This is a genomic window from Citrobacter sp. VF227, assembly GCF_052950715.1.
In genome coordinates, this window is record NZ_JBRFVF010000010.1 from 14,876 (window position 1) to 30,733 (window position 15,858).

13 protein-coding genes are annotated in these 15,858 nt (G+C 51.7%); all 13 read right to left on the reverse strand.

The features are described 5' to 3' along the window. Positions 1-9: 9 nt before the first annotated feature. The 13 genes from dnaE to frr all read right to left on the reverse strand — a co-directional run bounded on the left by dnaE (position 10) and on the right by frr (position 15,743). Positions 10-3,492, reverse strand: a complete 3,483-nt coding sequence (dnaE, locus tag ACU8YC_RS21310; RefSeq protein ID WP_187253758.1) for a DNA polymerase III subunit alpha — start codon at positions 3,490-3,492, stop codon at positions 10-12. Positions 3,493-3,516: 24 nt separating this feature from the next. Further along, on the reverse strand, positions 3,517-4,113 hold the full coding sequence (gene rnhB / locus ACU8YC_RS21315; protein ID WP_187253757.1) for a ribonuclease HII: 597 nt from the start codon (positions 4,111-4,113) through the stop codon (positions 3,517-3,519). Beyond that, positions 4,110-5,258 (reverse strand): lipid-A-disaccharide synthase, encoded by a 1,149-nt coding sequence (gene lpxB, locus ACU8YC_RS21320; protein WP_187253756.1) that lies wholly within the window; start codon positions 5,256-5,258, stop codon positions 4,110-4,112. Before lpxB ends, rnhB begins: the two co-directional genes overlap by 4 nt. Then, complete coding sequence (lpxA, locus tag ACU8YC_RS21325; RefSeq protein WP_151216799.1) at positions 5,258-6,046, reverse strand: acyl-ACP--UDP-N-acetylglucosamine O-acyltransferase; 789 nt, start codon at positions 6,044-6,046, stop codon at positions 5,258-5,260. The genes lpxB and lpxA overlap by 1 nt, the downstream gene beginning before the upstream one ends. A 3-nt stretch (positions 6,047-6,049) precedes the next feature. Continuing rightward, positions 6,050-6,505 carry a 3-hydroxyacyl-ACP dehydratase FabZ gene (gene fabZ, locus ACU8YC_RS21330; protein ID WP_003018528.1) on the reverse strand — a complete coding sequence of 152 codons (456 nt, stop codon included), beginning with the start codon at positions 6,503-6,505 and terminating at the stop codon, positions 6,050-6,052. A gap of 103 nt (positions 6,506-6,608) precedes the next feature. Further along, positions 6,609-7,634: a UDP-3-O-(3-hydroxymyristoyl)glucosamine N-acyltransferase gene (lpxD, locus tag ACU8YC_RS21335; RefSeq protein WP_151216798.1), complete on the reverse strand. Its 1,026-nt coding sequence runs from the start codon at positions 7,632-7,634 to the stop codon at positions 6,609-6,611. A 3-nt stretch (positions 7,635-7,637) separates the two neighbouring features. Then, positions 7,638-8,123: a molecular chaperone Skp gene (gene skp / locus ACU8YC_RS21340; RefSeq protein WP_003018533.1), complete on the reverse strand. Its 486-nt coding sequence runs from the start codon at positions 8,121-8,123 to the stop codon at positions 7,638-7,640. A 122-nt stretch (positions 8,124-8,245) separates the two neighbouring features. After that, positions 8,246-10,669: an outer membrane protein assembly factor BamA gene (gene bamA, locus ACU8YC_RS21345; RefSeq protein ID WP_151216797.1), complete on the reverse strand. Its 2,424-nt coding sequence runs from the start codon at positions 10,667-10,669 to the stop codon at positions 8,246-8,248. Between the two features lie 29 nt (positions 10,670-10,698). Continuing rightward, on the reverse strand, positions 10,699-12,051 hold the full coding sequence (gene rseP, locus ACU8YC_RS21350; protein ID WP_151224585.1) for a sigma E protease regulator RseP: 1,353 nt from the start codon (positions 12,049-12,051) through the stop codon (positions 10,699-10,701). 11 nt (positions 12,052-12,062) lie between these two features. Then, complete coding sequence (cdsA, locus tag ACU8YC_RS21355) at positions 12,063-12,920, reverse strand: phosphatidate cytidylyltransferase (protein ID WP_151216795.1); 858 nt, start codon at positions 12,918-12,920, stop codon at positions 12,063-12,065. A 12-nt stretch (positions 12,921-12,932) separates the two neighbouring features. Beyond that, on the reverse strand, positions 12,933-13,691 hold the full coding sequence (gene ispU, locus ACU8YC_RS21360; RefSeq protein ID WP_003018543.1) for a (2E,6E)-farnesyl-diphosphate-specific ditrans,polycis-undecaprenyl-diphosphate synthase: 759 nt from the start codon (positions 13,689-13,691) through the stop codon (positions 12,933-12,935). Positions 13,692-13,878: 187 nt separating this feature from the next. Further along, on the reverse strand, positions 13,879-15,075 hold the full coding sequence (gene ispC / locus ACU8YC_RS21365) for a 1-deoxy-D-xylulose-5-phosphate reductoisomerase (RefSeq protein ID WP_151216794.1): 1,197 nt from the start codon (positions 15,073-15,075) through the stop codon (positions 13,879-13,881). A gap of 110 nt (positions 15,076-15,185) precedes the next feature. Then, entirely contained in the window at positions 15,186-15,743 is a 558-nt protein-coding gene (gene frr, locus ACU8YC_RS21370; RefSeq protein WP_016151760.1) for a ribosome recycling factor, read from the reverse strand. Positions 15,744-15,858: the final 115 nt, after the last annotated feature.

Here is a 15,858-nt window from a genome sequence, read left to right on the forward strand (position 1 = left end):
ATTCCTGTATTAGTCAAACTCCAGTTCCACCTGCTCCGAACCAATAAGGCCACGGAGATCGTTTAGCAAACGATCGCTCGGAGAGACACGCCACGTTGCGCCAAAACGCAATCGCGCACGCGCATCCGCCCTCTGATAGTAGAGATGTACTGGAATTGTCCCAGAGCGGTGGGGTTCCAGAGACTGACGGAGTCGGTTTAAAAGCTGGTCATCAATTTGCCTGTCCGTCAGCGAGATAGCAAGCCCGCGAGCATATTTTTCCCGGGCTTCGTCAATATCCATGACTTCACGGGCCATCATTTTAAGCCCGCCGCTGAAGTCATCAAAGCTGACCTGTCCGCTGACGATAAGTATGCGGTCTTTTTCCAGCAATTGCTGGTATTTATCCAGAGCATCGGTAAATAACATCACTTCCAGACGCCCGGAACGGTCATCCAGTGTACAGATGCCGATACGATTGCCGCGCTTGGTGACCATTACCCGCGCAGCAATGACGAGCCCCGCAGCCGTGGTGACTTTACCACGTTCTGTCGGATGCATGTCTTTCAGCCTGTGGCCTCCAACATAGCGCTCAATTTCTTTTAAATACTGATTGATGGGGTGTCCCGTCAGATAAAGTCCTAACGTTTCACGCTCACCGTCTAATACCACCTGCTCCGGCCACGGTGTACAGTTGGCATAAGACTGTTCAATTTGTTCCGGCTCTTCCGCCAGTACGCCAAACATATCCGCCTGACCAATTGCCTCGGCTTTCGCATGCTGATCGGCGGCTTTTAGGGCATCGCTGAGTGAGTTCATCAACGCCGCGCGATGCGGACCAAGGCGGTCAAACGCCCCGGACATGATTAACTTTTCCAGCACCCGGCGGTTAAGTTTTTTGATATCCGTACGCGCACAAAGATCAAATAGTTCGCGGAAGTAACCGCCTTCATTTCGCGCCTCAATAATAGCCTCAATTGGCCCTTCACCCACGCCTTTTATCGCGCCGATGCCGTAGACAATCTCGCCATCATCATTCACGTGAAAATGATAAAGCCCGGAGTTGATGTCCGGTGGCAGGATTTTGAGCCCCATGCGCCAGCATTCATCCACCAGTCCGACGACTTTCTCGGTGTTATCCATATCGGCGGTCATTACCGCCGCCATAAATTCGGCAGGGTAATGCGCCTTCAGCCACAGCGTCTGGTAGGAGACCAGCGCATAGGCTGCGGAGTGCGATTTGTTAAATCCGTAACCGGCGAATTTCTCCACCAGGTCAAAGATTTTCATCGCCAGTTCGCCGTCGACGCCGCGCTTTTTCGCCCCTTCTTCAAAGGTACCGCGCTGCTTAGCCATCTCTTCCGGTTTTTTCTTACCCATCGCACGACGCAGCATATCCGCGCCGCCAAGGGTGTATCCGGACAGCTCCTGGGCAATCTGCATAACCTGTTCCTGATACAGGATAATGCCGTAGGTCGGCTCCAGTACCGGTTTCAGACACTCATGCTGCCATTGTACGTCCGGGTAGGAAATCTCTTCACGACCATGCTTACGGTCGATAAAGTTATCTACCATCCCCGACTGTAGCGGACCAGGTCGGAACAGAGCCACCAGTGCGATCATATCTTCGAAGCAGTCAGGCTGCAGACGTTTGATCAGATCTTTCATGCCGCGGGATTCAAGCTGGAACACCGCCGTGGTCTCCGAACGTTGCAGCATGTCGAAGCTTTTTTTGTCATCCAGCGGGATAGCGGCGATATCCAACGGCGGTTCACCGTTCTTTTCACGGCGCGCGTTGATCATTTCCAACGCCCAGTTGATGATAGTGAGCGTACGCAGACCGAGGAAGTCGAACTTCACGAGGCCAGCGTATTCCACGTCGTTTTTATCAAACTGGGTGACCGGGTGCAGCCCCTGCTCATCACAGTACAGCGGCGCAAAATCAGTAATTTTGGTCGGTGCTATAACCACGCCACCGGCGTGCTTACCAGCGTTACGCGTGACGCCTTCCAGCTTGCGCGCCATATCGATCAGCGCTCTAACCTCTTCATCTGCCTCATAGATTTCCGGCAGTTGAGGTTCAGCTTCAAAGGCTTTGGCCAGCGTCATGCCCGGGTCGGGCGGCACCAGTTTCGAAATACGGTCAACGAAGCCATACGGGTGACCCAGTACGCGGCCCACGTCACGGATAACCGCTTTTGCCGCCATCGTACCGAAGGTAATAATCTGCGAAACCGCATCACGACCGTACATTTCCGCCACGTGTTCAATGACCTGGTCACGTTTTTCCATACAGAAATCAACGTCAAAATCGGGCATTGAAACACGTTCCGGGTTAAGGAAACGTTCGAACAGCAGGTCAAATTCCAGCGGATCAAGGTCGGTAATTTTCAGCGCGTAGGCGACCAGCGAACCAGCACCAGAACCACGTCCCGGGCCTACCGGTACGCCGTTATCTTTCGACCACTGGATAAACTCCATAACGATCAGGAAGTAACCCGGGAAGCCCATCTGGTTGATAACTTTAAGTTCAACTTCCAGACGTTCGTCATAAGGCGGCCGCCTCTGCGCGCGAACTTCAGGATCCGGGAATAAAAACGCCAGACGCTCTTCCAGCCCTTCGCGTGATTTTGCCACAAGGAAATCCTCGGTGGTCATATCACCAGTCGGGAACTGTGGCAGGAAATACTCACCCAGACGCACCGTCACGTTACAGCGCTTGGCTATCTCAACAGTGTTTTGCAACGCCTCCGGGATATCGGAGAATAGATCGCACATCTCATCTTCGCTGCGCATGTACTGCTGCGGCGAATAATTACGCGGTCGTTTTGGATCATCAAGGGTAAACCCGTCGTGGATTGCCACGCGGATTTCATGCGCGTCAAAATCACCGGTTTCAAGGAAGCGAACATCGTTGGTCGCCACCACCGGAAGACCACGCGTTTCAGCCAGTTCTACCGCAGCATGCAGATAATTTTCTTCATCCTGCCTGCCGGTGCGAATCAGTTCTAAAAAATAGCAATCAGGAAAATGTTCTTCATAAAACGCCACGCACTCATCAACCAGTGCGCTATTGCCGCGCAGCAGGCTGCGCCCGACGTCGCCCATGCGACCGCCGGAGAGCAAAATCAAACCTTCTTTTAGTTCGATCAGCCAGTCTCTGTCGATGACAGGTCCTTCTGCGCCGTAGCCACGCTGATAGGCTTTCGATATCAACAACGTCAGGTTCTGATAGCCGGTATTATTTGCGGCCAGCACGGTGAGCTGCGCAAGTTCATCGCCCAACAGTTCGCTACGGACATGAAAATCTGCGCCAACTATCGGCTTGATACCCGCACCGTGACCCGCTCCGTAAAACTTCACCAGACCACACAGGTTGGTAAAATCGGTGATCGCCAGCGCAGGCATGCCTAACGCGGCCGCCTTTTTTACCAGCGGCCCGGTTTTCGCCAGCCCATCGATCATGGAGTAGTCGCTGTGCACCCGCAGGTGGACGAAACGAGGTTCAGACATCTTCAGATTCCTTCGACACAAGAATCAGGACGTGAGTCCCAGAGCGCGTTTGACGGGGCCAAAACTACGGCGATGGTGCTCTGTTGCACCATGTAGTGCCAACTTTTCCAGATGAAAAGCAGTTGGATAACCTTTGTGCTGTGCAAAGCCATACTGCGGGAAAACCGTATCCAGTGCCGCCATTTCAGCGTCACGGGTGACTTTTGCCAGTATCGAAGCAGCGCTAATCTCCGCCACGCGGCTATCACCTTTGACCACCGCCATTGACGGCATCGGTAATGCCGGGCAACGATTGCCGTCAATCAGTACGTATTCCGGCGCAATATGCAGACCCGCAACCGCACGCTGCATCGCCAGCATGGTGGCATGTAAAATATTCAGCTCGTCGATTTCATGCGGTTCCGCACGGCCCAGACTCCAGCTTAACGCTTTTTCTTTAATCTCATCAAACAGCGCCAGGCGACGTTTTTCCGACAGTTTTTTTGAGTCGTTCAGACCAATAACAGGACGAGCCGGATCCAGAATAACGGCGGCAGTAACAACCGCGCCGACCAAAGGACCACGTCCAACTTCATCCACACCCGCCACTAAATGCGTATGTGGATAAACAAACTCAATCATTGTGCTAACTCCAGGACTGCATCCGCCGCCTGCTCATCAGCATTGCAACGGATCTGCTGGTGCAGTTCACGGAATGTGTCGTGCATCGCATGGCTGGTTTTACCCTTCGCCAGCAACGGCAGCAGCGCTTGCGACAGCGCCTGCGGCTCACACTCTTCCTGCAACAGCTCTTTAACCAGTTCTCTTCCTGCCAGCAGGTTAGGTAGCGAAACGTAATCCGTTTTCACCAGACGCTTCGCCAACCAGAAGGTAAAGGGTTTCATACGGTAGCCAACCACCATCGGGCATTTTGCCAGCATACATTCCAGCGCTGCCGTGCCTGAAGCCAACAGTGCTGCATCGCTGGCCACCATCGCTTCACGTCCCATCCCATTGAGCAGATGTACGGAAAGATCCGGCGCAACTTCAGCTTTGATACGCTCAAACTGCTCGCGACGTTTGGCATTCACCAACGGCACCACGACTTCGAGATCCGGATAATGCTGGCGCAACAGCTGCGCCGTTTTCAGAAAATCGGCACTGAGCATCTCCACTTCTGCGCCACGGCTTCCTGGCAATAGCGCCAGACAGTGAGCATCATGGGGAATACCCAGCACGTCGCGTGCCGCGTTTTTATCCGGATCCAGCGGCATGGCATCCGCCATGGTGTGGCCAATAAAGCGGCACGGAACGTTAAATTTGTCATAAAACGCTTTTTCGAAAGGCAGAAAGGCCAGCACCATATTGGTGGATCTGCCTATTTTGAAAACACGTTTCTGTCGCCAGGCCCATACAGAAGGACTGACATAATGAATGGTTTTTATGCCCTGCTTTTTCAGGTTGCCTTCGAGGGTAATATTGAAGTCAGGCGCATCAATGCCGACGAAAACATCCGGCTTAAGTTCAGTGAAACGGCGAGTGAGATCGGCACGAATATGTAGTAAGCGGCGCAGGCGTCCGAGCACTTCAACAATGCCCATTACCGCCAACTCTTCCATTTCGTACCAAACCTCACAGCCTTCGGCCTGCATCAGCGGGCCCGCCACGCCAACAAAACGCGCATTGGGAACACGCGCCTTGATTGCACGGATTAACCCTGCACCAAGAATATCGCCGGAGGTTTCTCCGGCGACGAGGGCTATCGTTAAAGGACGCTGTTCAGTCATTAACGAATCAGGCCACGCGTTGAGCGCTCAAAGAAGTCGCTGAAAGCCTGGACTTCGGGGTACTGTTGCGCCAGTTCCGCGATTTCCGGCTTCGCTTCTTCCAGCGTTTTACCGTTACGGTACAACGCTTTATAGGCGTTACGAATCGCGGTGATCGCTTCGCGGGTAAATCCGCGACGCTTCAGACCTTCGATGTTAACGCCAAACGGCGTGGCGTGGTTGCCCTGGGCGATAACGTACGGAGGCACATCCTGGGCAACGCCAGAACAACCGCCAACCATCACATGCGCGCCGATGATGCAGAACTGATGCACCGCGGTCATGCCGCCGATGATAACAAAATCATCAAGCGATACATGTCCGGCAAGCGTGGCGTTATTTGCCAGAATACAGCGGTTGCCTACCGTACAATCATGCGCAACGTGCGCATTAATCATCAGTAAGTTATCGCTGCCCACCTTCGTCACTCCACCGCCCTGCACTGTGCCACGATGAATGGTGACGCTTTCGCGGATGCGGTTGCGATCGCCAATTTCCACGCGGGTTGGTTCGCCAGCATATTTCAGATCCTGGTTAACTTCACCGATGGAGGCAAACTGATAGATCTCGTTATCGCGACCAATTTTGGTATGGCCATTCACGACAACGTGAGACTTCAGTACGGTACCCTCACCAATTTCAACATGGGGTCCAACAATACAAAATGGGCCAATGTGAGCGTTAGCGCCAATGCTGGCGCCCTCTTCCACAATGGCGGTCGGGTGAATAAAGGCGGATTTATCAATCACGTATCAGGCCTCCCGGCTACGGGCACACATCATCGTTGCTTCGCATACAACTTTACCGTCGACCAGCGCAACCCCTTTAAAACGGGTCAGGCCACGGCGCGTTTTCTCGAAAGTCACTTCCATGATCATCTGATCGCCAGGTACGACAGGACGCTTAAAGCGTGCTTCGTCAATGCCCGCGAAATAGTACAGTTCGCCTGGTTCCAGTTTTCCTACGCTTTTAAACGCGAGGATGCCGGTGGCCTGCGCCATCGCTTCCAGAATCAGTACGCCTGGAAAAATAGGTTTACCCGGGAAGTGGCCCTGGAAGAAAGGCTCGTTAACGGATACATTTTTCACTGCGCGCAGAAAACGACCTTCTTCAAAATCCAGCACGCGGTCAACCAGCAAAAACGGAAAACGGTGCGGCAGAAGTTCTAGAATCTCTTCAATATGCAGAGTATGAGTGTTAGTAGTCAAAATACTCTTCCTGTCAAAATATACTAAAAGGCAATAATAACACGGCCTGTCGCAATCGTATGAATGGGACAGGCCGAAAAGTCAGACATGCAAAAAAGGTGCTTTAGTCTTGTTGATTAACCTTGCGCTCAATCGATTTGAGGCGCTTGCTCATATCATCAATGTTCATCACCAGTGCAGCTGTTTTACGCCATACCTTGTTAGGTTGCAGCGGAATGCCTGAGGAGTAGACGCCCGGTTCAGTGATAGGACGCATCACCATACCCATGCCAGTCACCGTGACTTTGTCGCATATTTCCATATGCCCATTAATCACGCTGGCACCGCCAATCATGCAGTAACGGCCAATCTTCAGGCTACCCGCCATAATGACGCCACCGGCTACCGCCGTATTGTCGCCAATCACAACGTTATGCGCAATCTGGCACTGGTTATCAATGATAACACCATTACCGATCACAGTATCGTCCAGGGCACCACGGTCAATAGTGGTACACGCGCCGATCTCGACGCGATCGCCAATAATCACGCGACCAAGCTGGGGGATCTTCACCCAGTTACCGCGATCGTTCGCGTAACCAAATCCATCAGATCCAACGACCGTGCTGGACTGGATCAGGCAATTCTCACCGATCTGAATGTCATGGTAAATCGTCACATTCGCCCACAAGCGTGAACCTGCGCCGATTTTAGTATTTTTTCCGACGAAGCAACCTGCGCCGATAACGACGTTATCGCCCAGTTCTACGCCAGACTCAATGACCGCATTTGCGCCCACAGAGACATTGTTACCCAGCTTCGCCGTCGCATCAATTACTGCACTCGGTGCAATGTTTTGTGCCGGCTGCGGCGTGGTATCTAAGATTTGCGCCATGCGAGCATAGGTCAGGTAGGGATTCTTCACTACCAGCGCTGCACTCTTAGCAAAAGGAAGATCGTCCTGCGTCATCACTACGGCAGAAGCCTGGCATACGCCTAAGTGCTCACGGTACTTAGGATTCACCATGAACGTAATATTGCCAGTTTGCGCAGATTGCATGGACGCTACGCCGGTGATGACGATATCGCCATCACCGTGTAATTCTGCATCCAACTGCTCTGCTAAATCAGCCAGTCGAATTGAAGGCATTACTTATTTAACCTGTTTCAGTACGTCAGCGGTGATGTCTTTTACATCGCTGCTGTTGTATGCAACGGTGTTTGCGTCAACGACCAGATCGATGCTCTGGCTGCTGGCAACAGATTTCACAGCAGTCTGGATACGAGTAACCAGTTTGCCACGTTCTTCGTTGGAGCGACGCGCACGATCCTGCTCAAAAGCCTGAGCTTTCTGAGAGAAAGTCTGACGCTGAGCCATAACGTCTTTTTCCAGCTTGGTACGATCGCTACCTGCTTTCATTGATTGCAGACGCTGCATCTTAGATTGCAGATCGGATTCCATACGCTGCAGTTCGCTGGCACGGCCTTTGAACTCGTTTTCCAGCGTAGCAGAAACGCCTGTCTTCTGTGCAACCTGTTGGAACAGGCTACCCATGTTGACGATTGCAATTTTGTCAGCCGCTTGTGCGGACGTTGCCATCGCTAAACCGAGACCTGCAGCTAATAACCACTTTTTCACAATTAACTCCTTACCATCCCATTTGCACCCGAGGGTACAGTTCTTTGCGTGGCCAGGCGATCCCATGCAAGATCGCCTAAAGTCATCGCTACACTACCACTACATTCCTTTGCGAAGAACAATTACCAGGTTTTACCAATGTTAAACTGGAACTGTTCCGCTTTGTCTCCATCGTACTTCTTGAACGGCTGGGCGTAGGAGAAAACCAACGGCCCCAATGGGGACATCCATTGTAAAGCGATACCCGCTGACATACGGATATTGCTTGGATCACTGTAGTCCGGCACACCTATAGCTCTTGTTTGAGCGCTATCCTGCCAGTTAGTATCCCAAACGGTACCCATATCCCAGAAGAACGAGGTACGGACCGAGTTAGCATACTTGTCACTAATGAACGGCGTTGGGGTAATAAACTCCAGGCTGGCGACAGCCATGGCGTTACCGCCCACTGCATCATCCGATTTACAGTCTTTACCGTCTGCGTTGGAACACTCTTCGTAATCGTTATTATCGGAACCACTGGCGTAGGCACCGTTTTTATAGACCGCTTTTGGACCGATGGTATTCGACTGGAAACCACGCACGGTGCTGGAACCACCTGCATAGAAGTTTTCATAGAACGGCATTTCTTTACTGCCAATGCCGTCACCATAGCCTACCTTCGTACGTCCTAAAACCACCCACTTGTGATCGTCATCGATCGGCACATAGGTCGCGGTATCCATCGACACTTTGTAGTATTCGTTATCAGAACCCGGAATGGTCACTTTACCGTTCAGGTTGACGCGTGTACCGTCCGTTGGGAAGTACCCACGGTCCAGTTTGTTGTACGTCCACCCATAGTTAAAGGTGAAGTCATCAGCGGCAAAGCTGTTGGTATTGGTCTCGCCCATTGACTCAAGATAACGATCCATCGCAACCTGCGGCTGCATGTTGGACAGTTTGTTGTGTACATAACCCAGGCCAGCACGCAACGTGTTGTATTCGTTTACCGGGAAGCCAAGCGTTACGTCTGTACCATAACTTTTGTTGGTATAGTCGGACAGATCCGCATCATTCGCTTCAAAGTCATTGTAGAAGACACGGCCCCCCAGACTCACACCATCAACGGTGAAGTACGGGTTAGTAACAGACAACTCAGTATAGGTCTGGTAGTCGTTTTTGGTGCCATTGATACCAACAGAATAGCCAGTACCTAACCAGTTATCTTGCTGAACGCCAGCCTGGAAGCTCACGCCGCTCTCGGTACCGTAACCGACGCCGAAGTTAAAGCTACCGGTGTTACGCTCTTTGACCTTATAAACCACATCAACCTGATCCGGACTGCCCGGAATACGCTGAGTATCGGTATCGACGGTTTCAAAGTAACCCAGGCGGTTCAGACGCTCTTTACCCTGATCGACCAGATCGCTACCCAGCCAGGCACCTTCCATCTGACGCATTTCGCGACGCAGAACGGAATCTTTAGAAGTGTCGTTACCTTCAAAGCGGATCTTACGCACATAGAAACGGTTACCCGCATCCACGTTTACGCGCAATTTAACGGTTTTGTCTGCATCGTTGATTTCAGGCTGCGACTGTACGCGCGGATAGGCATAGCCATAGCGACCCAGAAGCTTCTTGATATCATCTTCCATTTTGGTCACTTTAGTGCCGTTATAGAGTTCGCCTGGTTCGATTTTCGTCAGGGTCTCAATTTCGGCAGAATGCCCGGCCAGATTACCGCTCACCTGTACCCCTGAAAGCTTGTACTGATCGCCTTCAGTGATGTTAACGGTGATATAGATACCTTTTTTATCCGGCGTCAGGCTGACCTGGGTGGAATCGATGTTGAAACGAGCATAGCCGCGATCCAGATAGTAGCTGCGCAGGGTTTCAAGGTCGCCCGCCAGTTTCTGTTTCTGGTATTTACGATCGCCCACCACGTTCCACCACGGAACTTCATCACGCAACTGGAAGTGAGAAATAAGTTCCTCGGTTGTGAAGGCATGGTTGCCGACGATATTGATCTGTTGGATCTTAGCCGAAACCCCTTCCTGGAAGACCAGTTTGAGGTCAACGCGGTTACGCGGCAAAGGCGTAACCACTGCTTTCACACTGGCGCTGTACTTACCGACGCTATAGTAGAAATCTTCCAGGCCTTTTTCGATATCAGCAAGCGTGGTGCGATCCAGAGACTCGCCAACACGCACGCCAGACGCCTCGAGATTCTGCTTCAACATGTCATCTTTCACCGATTTATTACCGGAGAAAGTGATGCTGGCAATCGTCGGGCGTTCTTTTACCTGAACCAGAAGGGTATCACCATCGCGCAGGACGCGGACATCCTCAAAGTTACCGGTGGCGAACAGAGCACGAATGGTATTACTGATGTCTTCATCATTAACCGTGTCGCCTGTGCGCACCGGCATACTGAGGAGAGCCGCACCAACGGCGACTCGCTGTAGGCCTTCGAAATGAATGTCCTTCACTACGAACCCTTCAGCACCGTATACGGTGGCGCTGCTAAACAGCAGCGACGCTATGAGCAACTTTTTCATCGCCATCGTTATTATGCGTTCTTCCTAACACTCTCTTACAACCGAGAGAAATCATTGAAAAGTGCAAGCCCCATTAACAACACCAGCAAGATAGAGCCAATGCGATAACTAAAGTCTTGAACCCGCTCGGATACCGGACCGCCCTTCAGCTTTTCAATCGCCAGGAACAGCAGATGCCCCCCGTCAAGAACGGGCAACGGAAACAGGTTGATTATCCCTAAGTTCACGCTGATAAGCGCAAGGAACATCAGGTAATAAATAACCCCGAACTCCGCTGACATCCCAGCCCCCTGGGCGATAGAAATCGGCCCACTGAGGTTGTTCAGTTTTACATCACCGGTAATCAATTTTCCCAGCATACTGACCGTCAGCTTCATCAACTGCCACGTTTTATCCGAGGCTTCGAGGATGGCGCTGAATGGCCCATACTGGCGTACAGTCTTATACTCATCAGGCAGAGGAATAACTTTAGGCACCACGCCCGCAAAACCCTCTGCCTTCCCGTTAACCTCTTTTGAATCTGGGGTTAACGTTAAAGACAAGGAACTTCCTTGTCTTTCAATATCTAGCGCTAACGGCTTATCCGGATTATCGCGCACCTGCGTGACAAACGTCATCCATTGTGTCAGCGGCTGACCATTGACTTTAACGATCCTGTCGCCAGCTTGCAAACCCGCCTTACTTGCAGCGGAGTTAACCTGCACTTCTGACAGCACCGGTTCAATCTGCGGACCGCGCGGACGAATCCCTAAACTGGAGACGGGATCCTGCTTGTCTGGCTCAAATGCCCACTGACGTAAATCCAGCGTTTTGTCCTGACGCTGGTTACTGCCAAATTGCGCTACGCTGAGAGTCGTATGCTGATCGCCAATTTTGGCTACCAGTTGCAATCTTACGGCATCCCAATCAGGGGTTTCGATACCATCAACCGCTTTTAGTTCCGTACCCGGCTGAATTTGCGCCTGCGCAGCAATCGAGTTGGGCGTTATTTCACCAACAACCGGGCGAACGCCAGGAACACCGATGATAAACACCAGCCAATAAGCGAAAATAGCAAAAAGGAAGTTTGCAATCGGACCTGCGGCGATGATGGCTGCGCGTTGTCCAACCGTTTTATTGTTGAAAGCGTAATGGCGCAACTCCGGTGCGACCGGTTCAGCGCGCTCATCCAACATTTTGACGTAACCGCCGAGAGGAATCAGGGCGATGACGTATTCCGTACCTGATTTATCAGTACGCCGCCAAAGCGCTTTTCCAAAACCAATGGAAAAGCGTTCGACGCGAACTCCGCAGCGCCGCGCAACCCAGAAATGACCAAATTCATGCACGGTGATAAGCACACCAAGTGCAACAATGAATGCAGCCAGATTCCAGAGAATACTCAGCATAAGACCATCCGTTAAAGCGTCCTGAATACCAATAACAACAGGCAGGCAAAGACCGGTACCGCAGCCGTCAGGCTATCAATGCGATCCAGAATACCACCGTGTCCTGGAATTAAGTGACCACTGTCCTTTATTCCTGCTTCACGCTTAAACATACTCTCGGTCAGGTCACCCAGCACGGAGGCCAGGGCTGCAACGATGGAGCAAATAAGCAAGGTGACAGGCGCAACCTCAAGATTCGCCCACATGCCATAACCCCATGAGATCACGGCCGCAGTGGCGAGTCCGCCAAAAAAACCCTGCCAGGTTTTACCAGGAGAAACCTTCGGCGCCAGCTTATGTTTGCCAAACAGCTTACCAAACATATAGGCACCAGAGTCAGCTCCCCAGACGAGGATCATGACATACAGCAGCCATAGCGCGCCACTATAATGATTCTCATCATAGTGCCATGCACGTAGCGCCAGCATTCCCCAAAAGAACGGGACAATGGTCAACACGCCGAAAATTATGCGTAATGTTTTGGAATTACGCCATACCGCCGCAGAGCCGGGATAAAACAGTACCAGCAACAGCGCCACGACCCACCAGCCCAGCGACGCCCACAGCGAGACTTCAACCAGAGGCTGATGAATATTGCGATGGTATTCTGGCAGTAAAAACAGCATCAGTGCCAGCAATAGCCCACACAAAACCGCCAGCCATACTCGCTGTGTACGCGTGGTAAAACCGCTTAACTGTCCCCATTCCCAGGCGGCCAGCATACAGACAACCAGCGTGACAATGGCGAACCCCACCGGCGGCAGCAAAAACAACGCCGCGATGACAACGGGTATTAAAACAAAAGCAGAAATCAGGCGATACTTCAGCAAAAGCGACCCCCATCAGGCTTTTTCATCACCGGGCTCGGTGCCGCCGAAACGACGCTCACGATTAGCAAAGGCATGCAGCGCACCTTCAAAGTCTTGTTCATCGAAATCGGGCCAGAGAACATCCGTAAAGTAAAGTTCGGCATAGGCAATTTGCCACAACAGAAAATTACTAATTCGATGCTCCCCCCCAGTCCTTATCACTAAATCCACAGGAGCCAGTTCATGCATGCAAATTTGCTGCCCAAGCATCTCTTCATCGATTTGCTCTGGTCGCAGCAGACCATCCTGCACCTGTTGTGCCAGTTGCCTGACTCCCTGGACTATATCCCACCGTCCACCGTAATTCGCTGCAATATTCAGCGTCAACCCGGTATTCTGGGCGGTAATCGCTTCTGATTTGCGAATCCGTTCTTGCAAACGTGAGTTAAATCGACTGATATCCCCGATAATACGCAGACGTACGTTATGGCGGTGCAGGTTTTTCACTTCGCTATCAAGCGCCCACACGAACAGCTCCATTAACGCGCTCACTTCCTGCGCAGGTCGGTTCCAGTTCTCACTGCTAAAGGCATACAGCGTTAACGCATCAATACCGTTATTGGCAGCAAAAGAGACAGCCCGGCGGACGGATTTAGCTCCGGCCTTATGCCCAAAGGCGCGAATCTTCCCTTGCTTTTTCGCCCAGCGGCCATTGCCATCCATGATAATTGCTACATGGCGACAACCATGTGCTGGCAAATTTTCGCTTAATGGTTTAGTTGCAGACAACATAACGCGTTTTTAGTCCCTGAAAGGATTAACGGTACTCAGGAATACTGAAGCCCATCCACAAAAAAGCCGTGTCAAACCACGGCTTACCCGACCGGAAAAAAGCAAATACCCGCGATCGAGTGGCGCAGACTATATCACTGAAGCCCAACGCTAACAAATAGCGCGATTCTGCGTACAGGGATTATCATCAGCTTGAGAGTCGCATCACTTCTTTTCTGGCGACATCCCGCGCGATGGCATCAACCTTCAGCACATCATCAACGCTCTGTGGCTCCTGCAAATCCATCTTATCCAGTACGGATAAATTCAGGTCAGCAATATCGGTAAATCGGATCTGCTGCGCCAAAAATGCGGCAACGGTAATTTCATTCGCGGCGTTCAGCGCGGTCGTCGCCGCTTGCCCTTGCTCAAACGCGTCCATCGCCAGTTTCAGGCAGGGATAACGCTGATAATCAGGTGCGGAAAACGTCAACGCACTGAGTTGGCAAAAGTCGACAGGCTTAACACCAGACGTCACACGTTCTGGCCATGCCATCGTATGGGCAATAGGTGTACGCATATCAGGTTCCCCCAACTGCGCCAGAACGCTACCATCCTGATAACGAACCATCGAATGAATAACCGACTGCGGATGAATCAGCACTTCCATCTGACTCGCACTGGCATTAAACAACCAACGCGCTTCAATGTATTCCAGACCTTTATTCATCATAGTGGCGGAATCGACAGAGATTTTTCGTCCCATCGACCAATTCGGATGACGACATGCCTGATCGGGGGTCATAGAAATCAGATCGGACAATGGCGTTTCACGGAAAGGGCCACCAGACCCGGTAAGCAAAACTGACATGACGCCATTTTGCTCAAGGTCAGCGTATCCCAGATTGTGTTGGATAGGTTGCGGTAAACTCTGAAAAATCGCGTTATGTTCGCTATCTACCGGCAAAAGTTGCGCTTTGTGACGTTTCACGTCGTCCATAAACAGACGACCACAGGTCACCAGAGATTCTTTATTCGCCAGTAAAATGCTTTTGCTCGCACGAATTGCAGCCAGCGTCGGCAGCAATCCCGCCGCGCCAACAATCGCCGCCATCACCTGATCAACATCATCCAGCGCAGCCATATCACAGGCCGCCTGCTGTCCACTCATTACCTCAGTACGACAGCCCTGCTCCAGCAGAGCTATTTTTACCAACGTCGCGCTTTTTTCATCGTCCATTACCGCATAGCGAGGAGCAAACTCCAGGCATTGCTCGACCATACGGGCGACATTTTTACCCGCCACTAACGCAGCAACACGAAATTTTTCCGGGTTATGGCGTACTACATCCAGCGTACTGCAACCAATGGAACCGGTTGATCCCAGGATGGTTAATTGCTTCATGAGACATCCAGAAGAATTTTACCCTTTAAGGTATATAGGCAGAATAAAGCAAAACGCCGCTCTCCAGCCTTCTCAGGCCTTCTAAGCGGCGTTTTTAGCGTACAGGCGAATCAGAACTGCATCAGTTCCGTTTCTTTCTCTGCCAGCGCCGCATCAACTTTCTTGATAGCTGCGTCAGTCAGTTTCTGCACGTCATCCTGAGAACGGCGATCGTCATCTTCGCTGATCTCTTTTTCTTTCAACAATGCTTTCACTTTGTCGTTGGCATCACGGCGTACGTTACGTACGGCAACGCGCGCGCCTTCAGCTTCGCCACGCACGATCTTGGTCAGATCTTTACGACGTTCTTCAGTCAGCGGCGGCAGCGGAACGCGGATATCGGAACCCGCAGAGCTTGGGTTCAGACCGAGGTCGGAAGCCATAATGGCTTTCTCAACGGCTGGTCCCATAGAACGGTCAAACACGTTAATTTTCAGGGTACGGGAATCTTCAACCGTTACGCTTGCCAACTGGCGCAGCGGAGTCGGTGTGCCGTAATATTCCACGACAATACCATCCAGCAGGCTAGGAGAAGCACGACCCGTGCGAATTTTGCTGATTTGGTTTTTGAACGCTTCGACGCATTTGTCCATGCGTACTTCAGCATCTTTTCTGATATCGTTGATCACGTTACGAATCCTTGAAAGCTTGTTTCAGTCAGACCATACCCACCACGCAAGATGTGACAAGTATAGTCTTGATTAATTTTGAGGGACGTATCCCGCGACATTAAAGCGGAATATT

Bases quoted from the DNA above. Each gene is read 5' to 3' on its own strand.
- dnaE (WP_187253758.1), bottom strand. From the start codon at position 3,492: ATGTCTGAACCTCGTTTCGTCCACCTGCGGGTGCACAGCGACTACTCC.
- rnhB (WP_187253757.1), bottom strand. From the start codon at position 4,113: ATGATTGAGTTTGTTTATCCACATACGCATTTAGTGGCGGGTGTGGAT.
- lpxB (WP_187253756.1), bottom strand. From the start codon at position 5,258: ATGACTGAACAGCGTCCTTTAACGATAGCCCTCGTCGCCGGAGAAACC.
- lpxD (WP_151216798.1), bottom strand. From the start codon at position 7,634: ATGCCTTCAATTCGACTGGCTGATTTAGCAGAGCAGTTGGATGCAGAA.
- bamA (WP_151216797.1), bottom strand. From the start codon at position 10,669: ATGGCGATGAAAAAGTTGCTCATAGCGTCGCTGCTGTTTAGCAGCGCC.
- rseP (WP_151224585.1), bottom strand. From the start codon at position 12,051: ATGCTGAGTATTCTCTGGAATCTGGCTGCATTCATTGTTGCACTTGGT.
- ispU (WP_003018543.1), bottom strand. From the start codon at position 13,691: ATGTTGTCTGCAACTAAACCATTAAGCGAAAATTTGCCAGCACATGGT.
- ispC (WP_151216794.1), bottom strand. From the start codon at position 15,075: ATGAAGCAATTAACCATCCTGGGATCAACCGGTTCCATTGGTTGCAGT.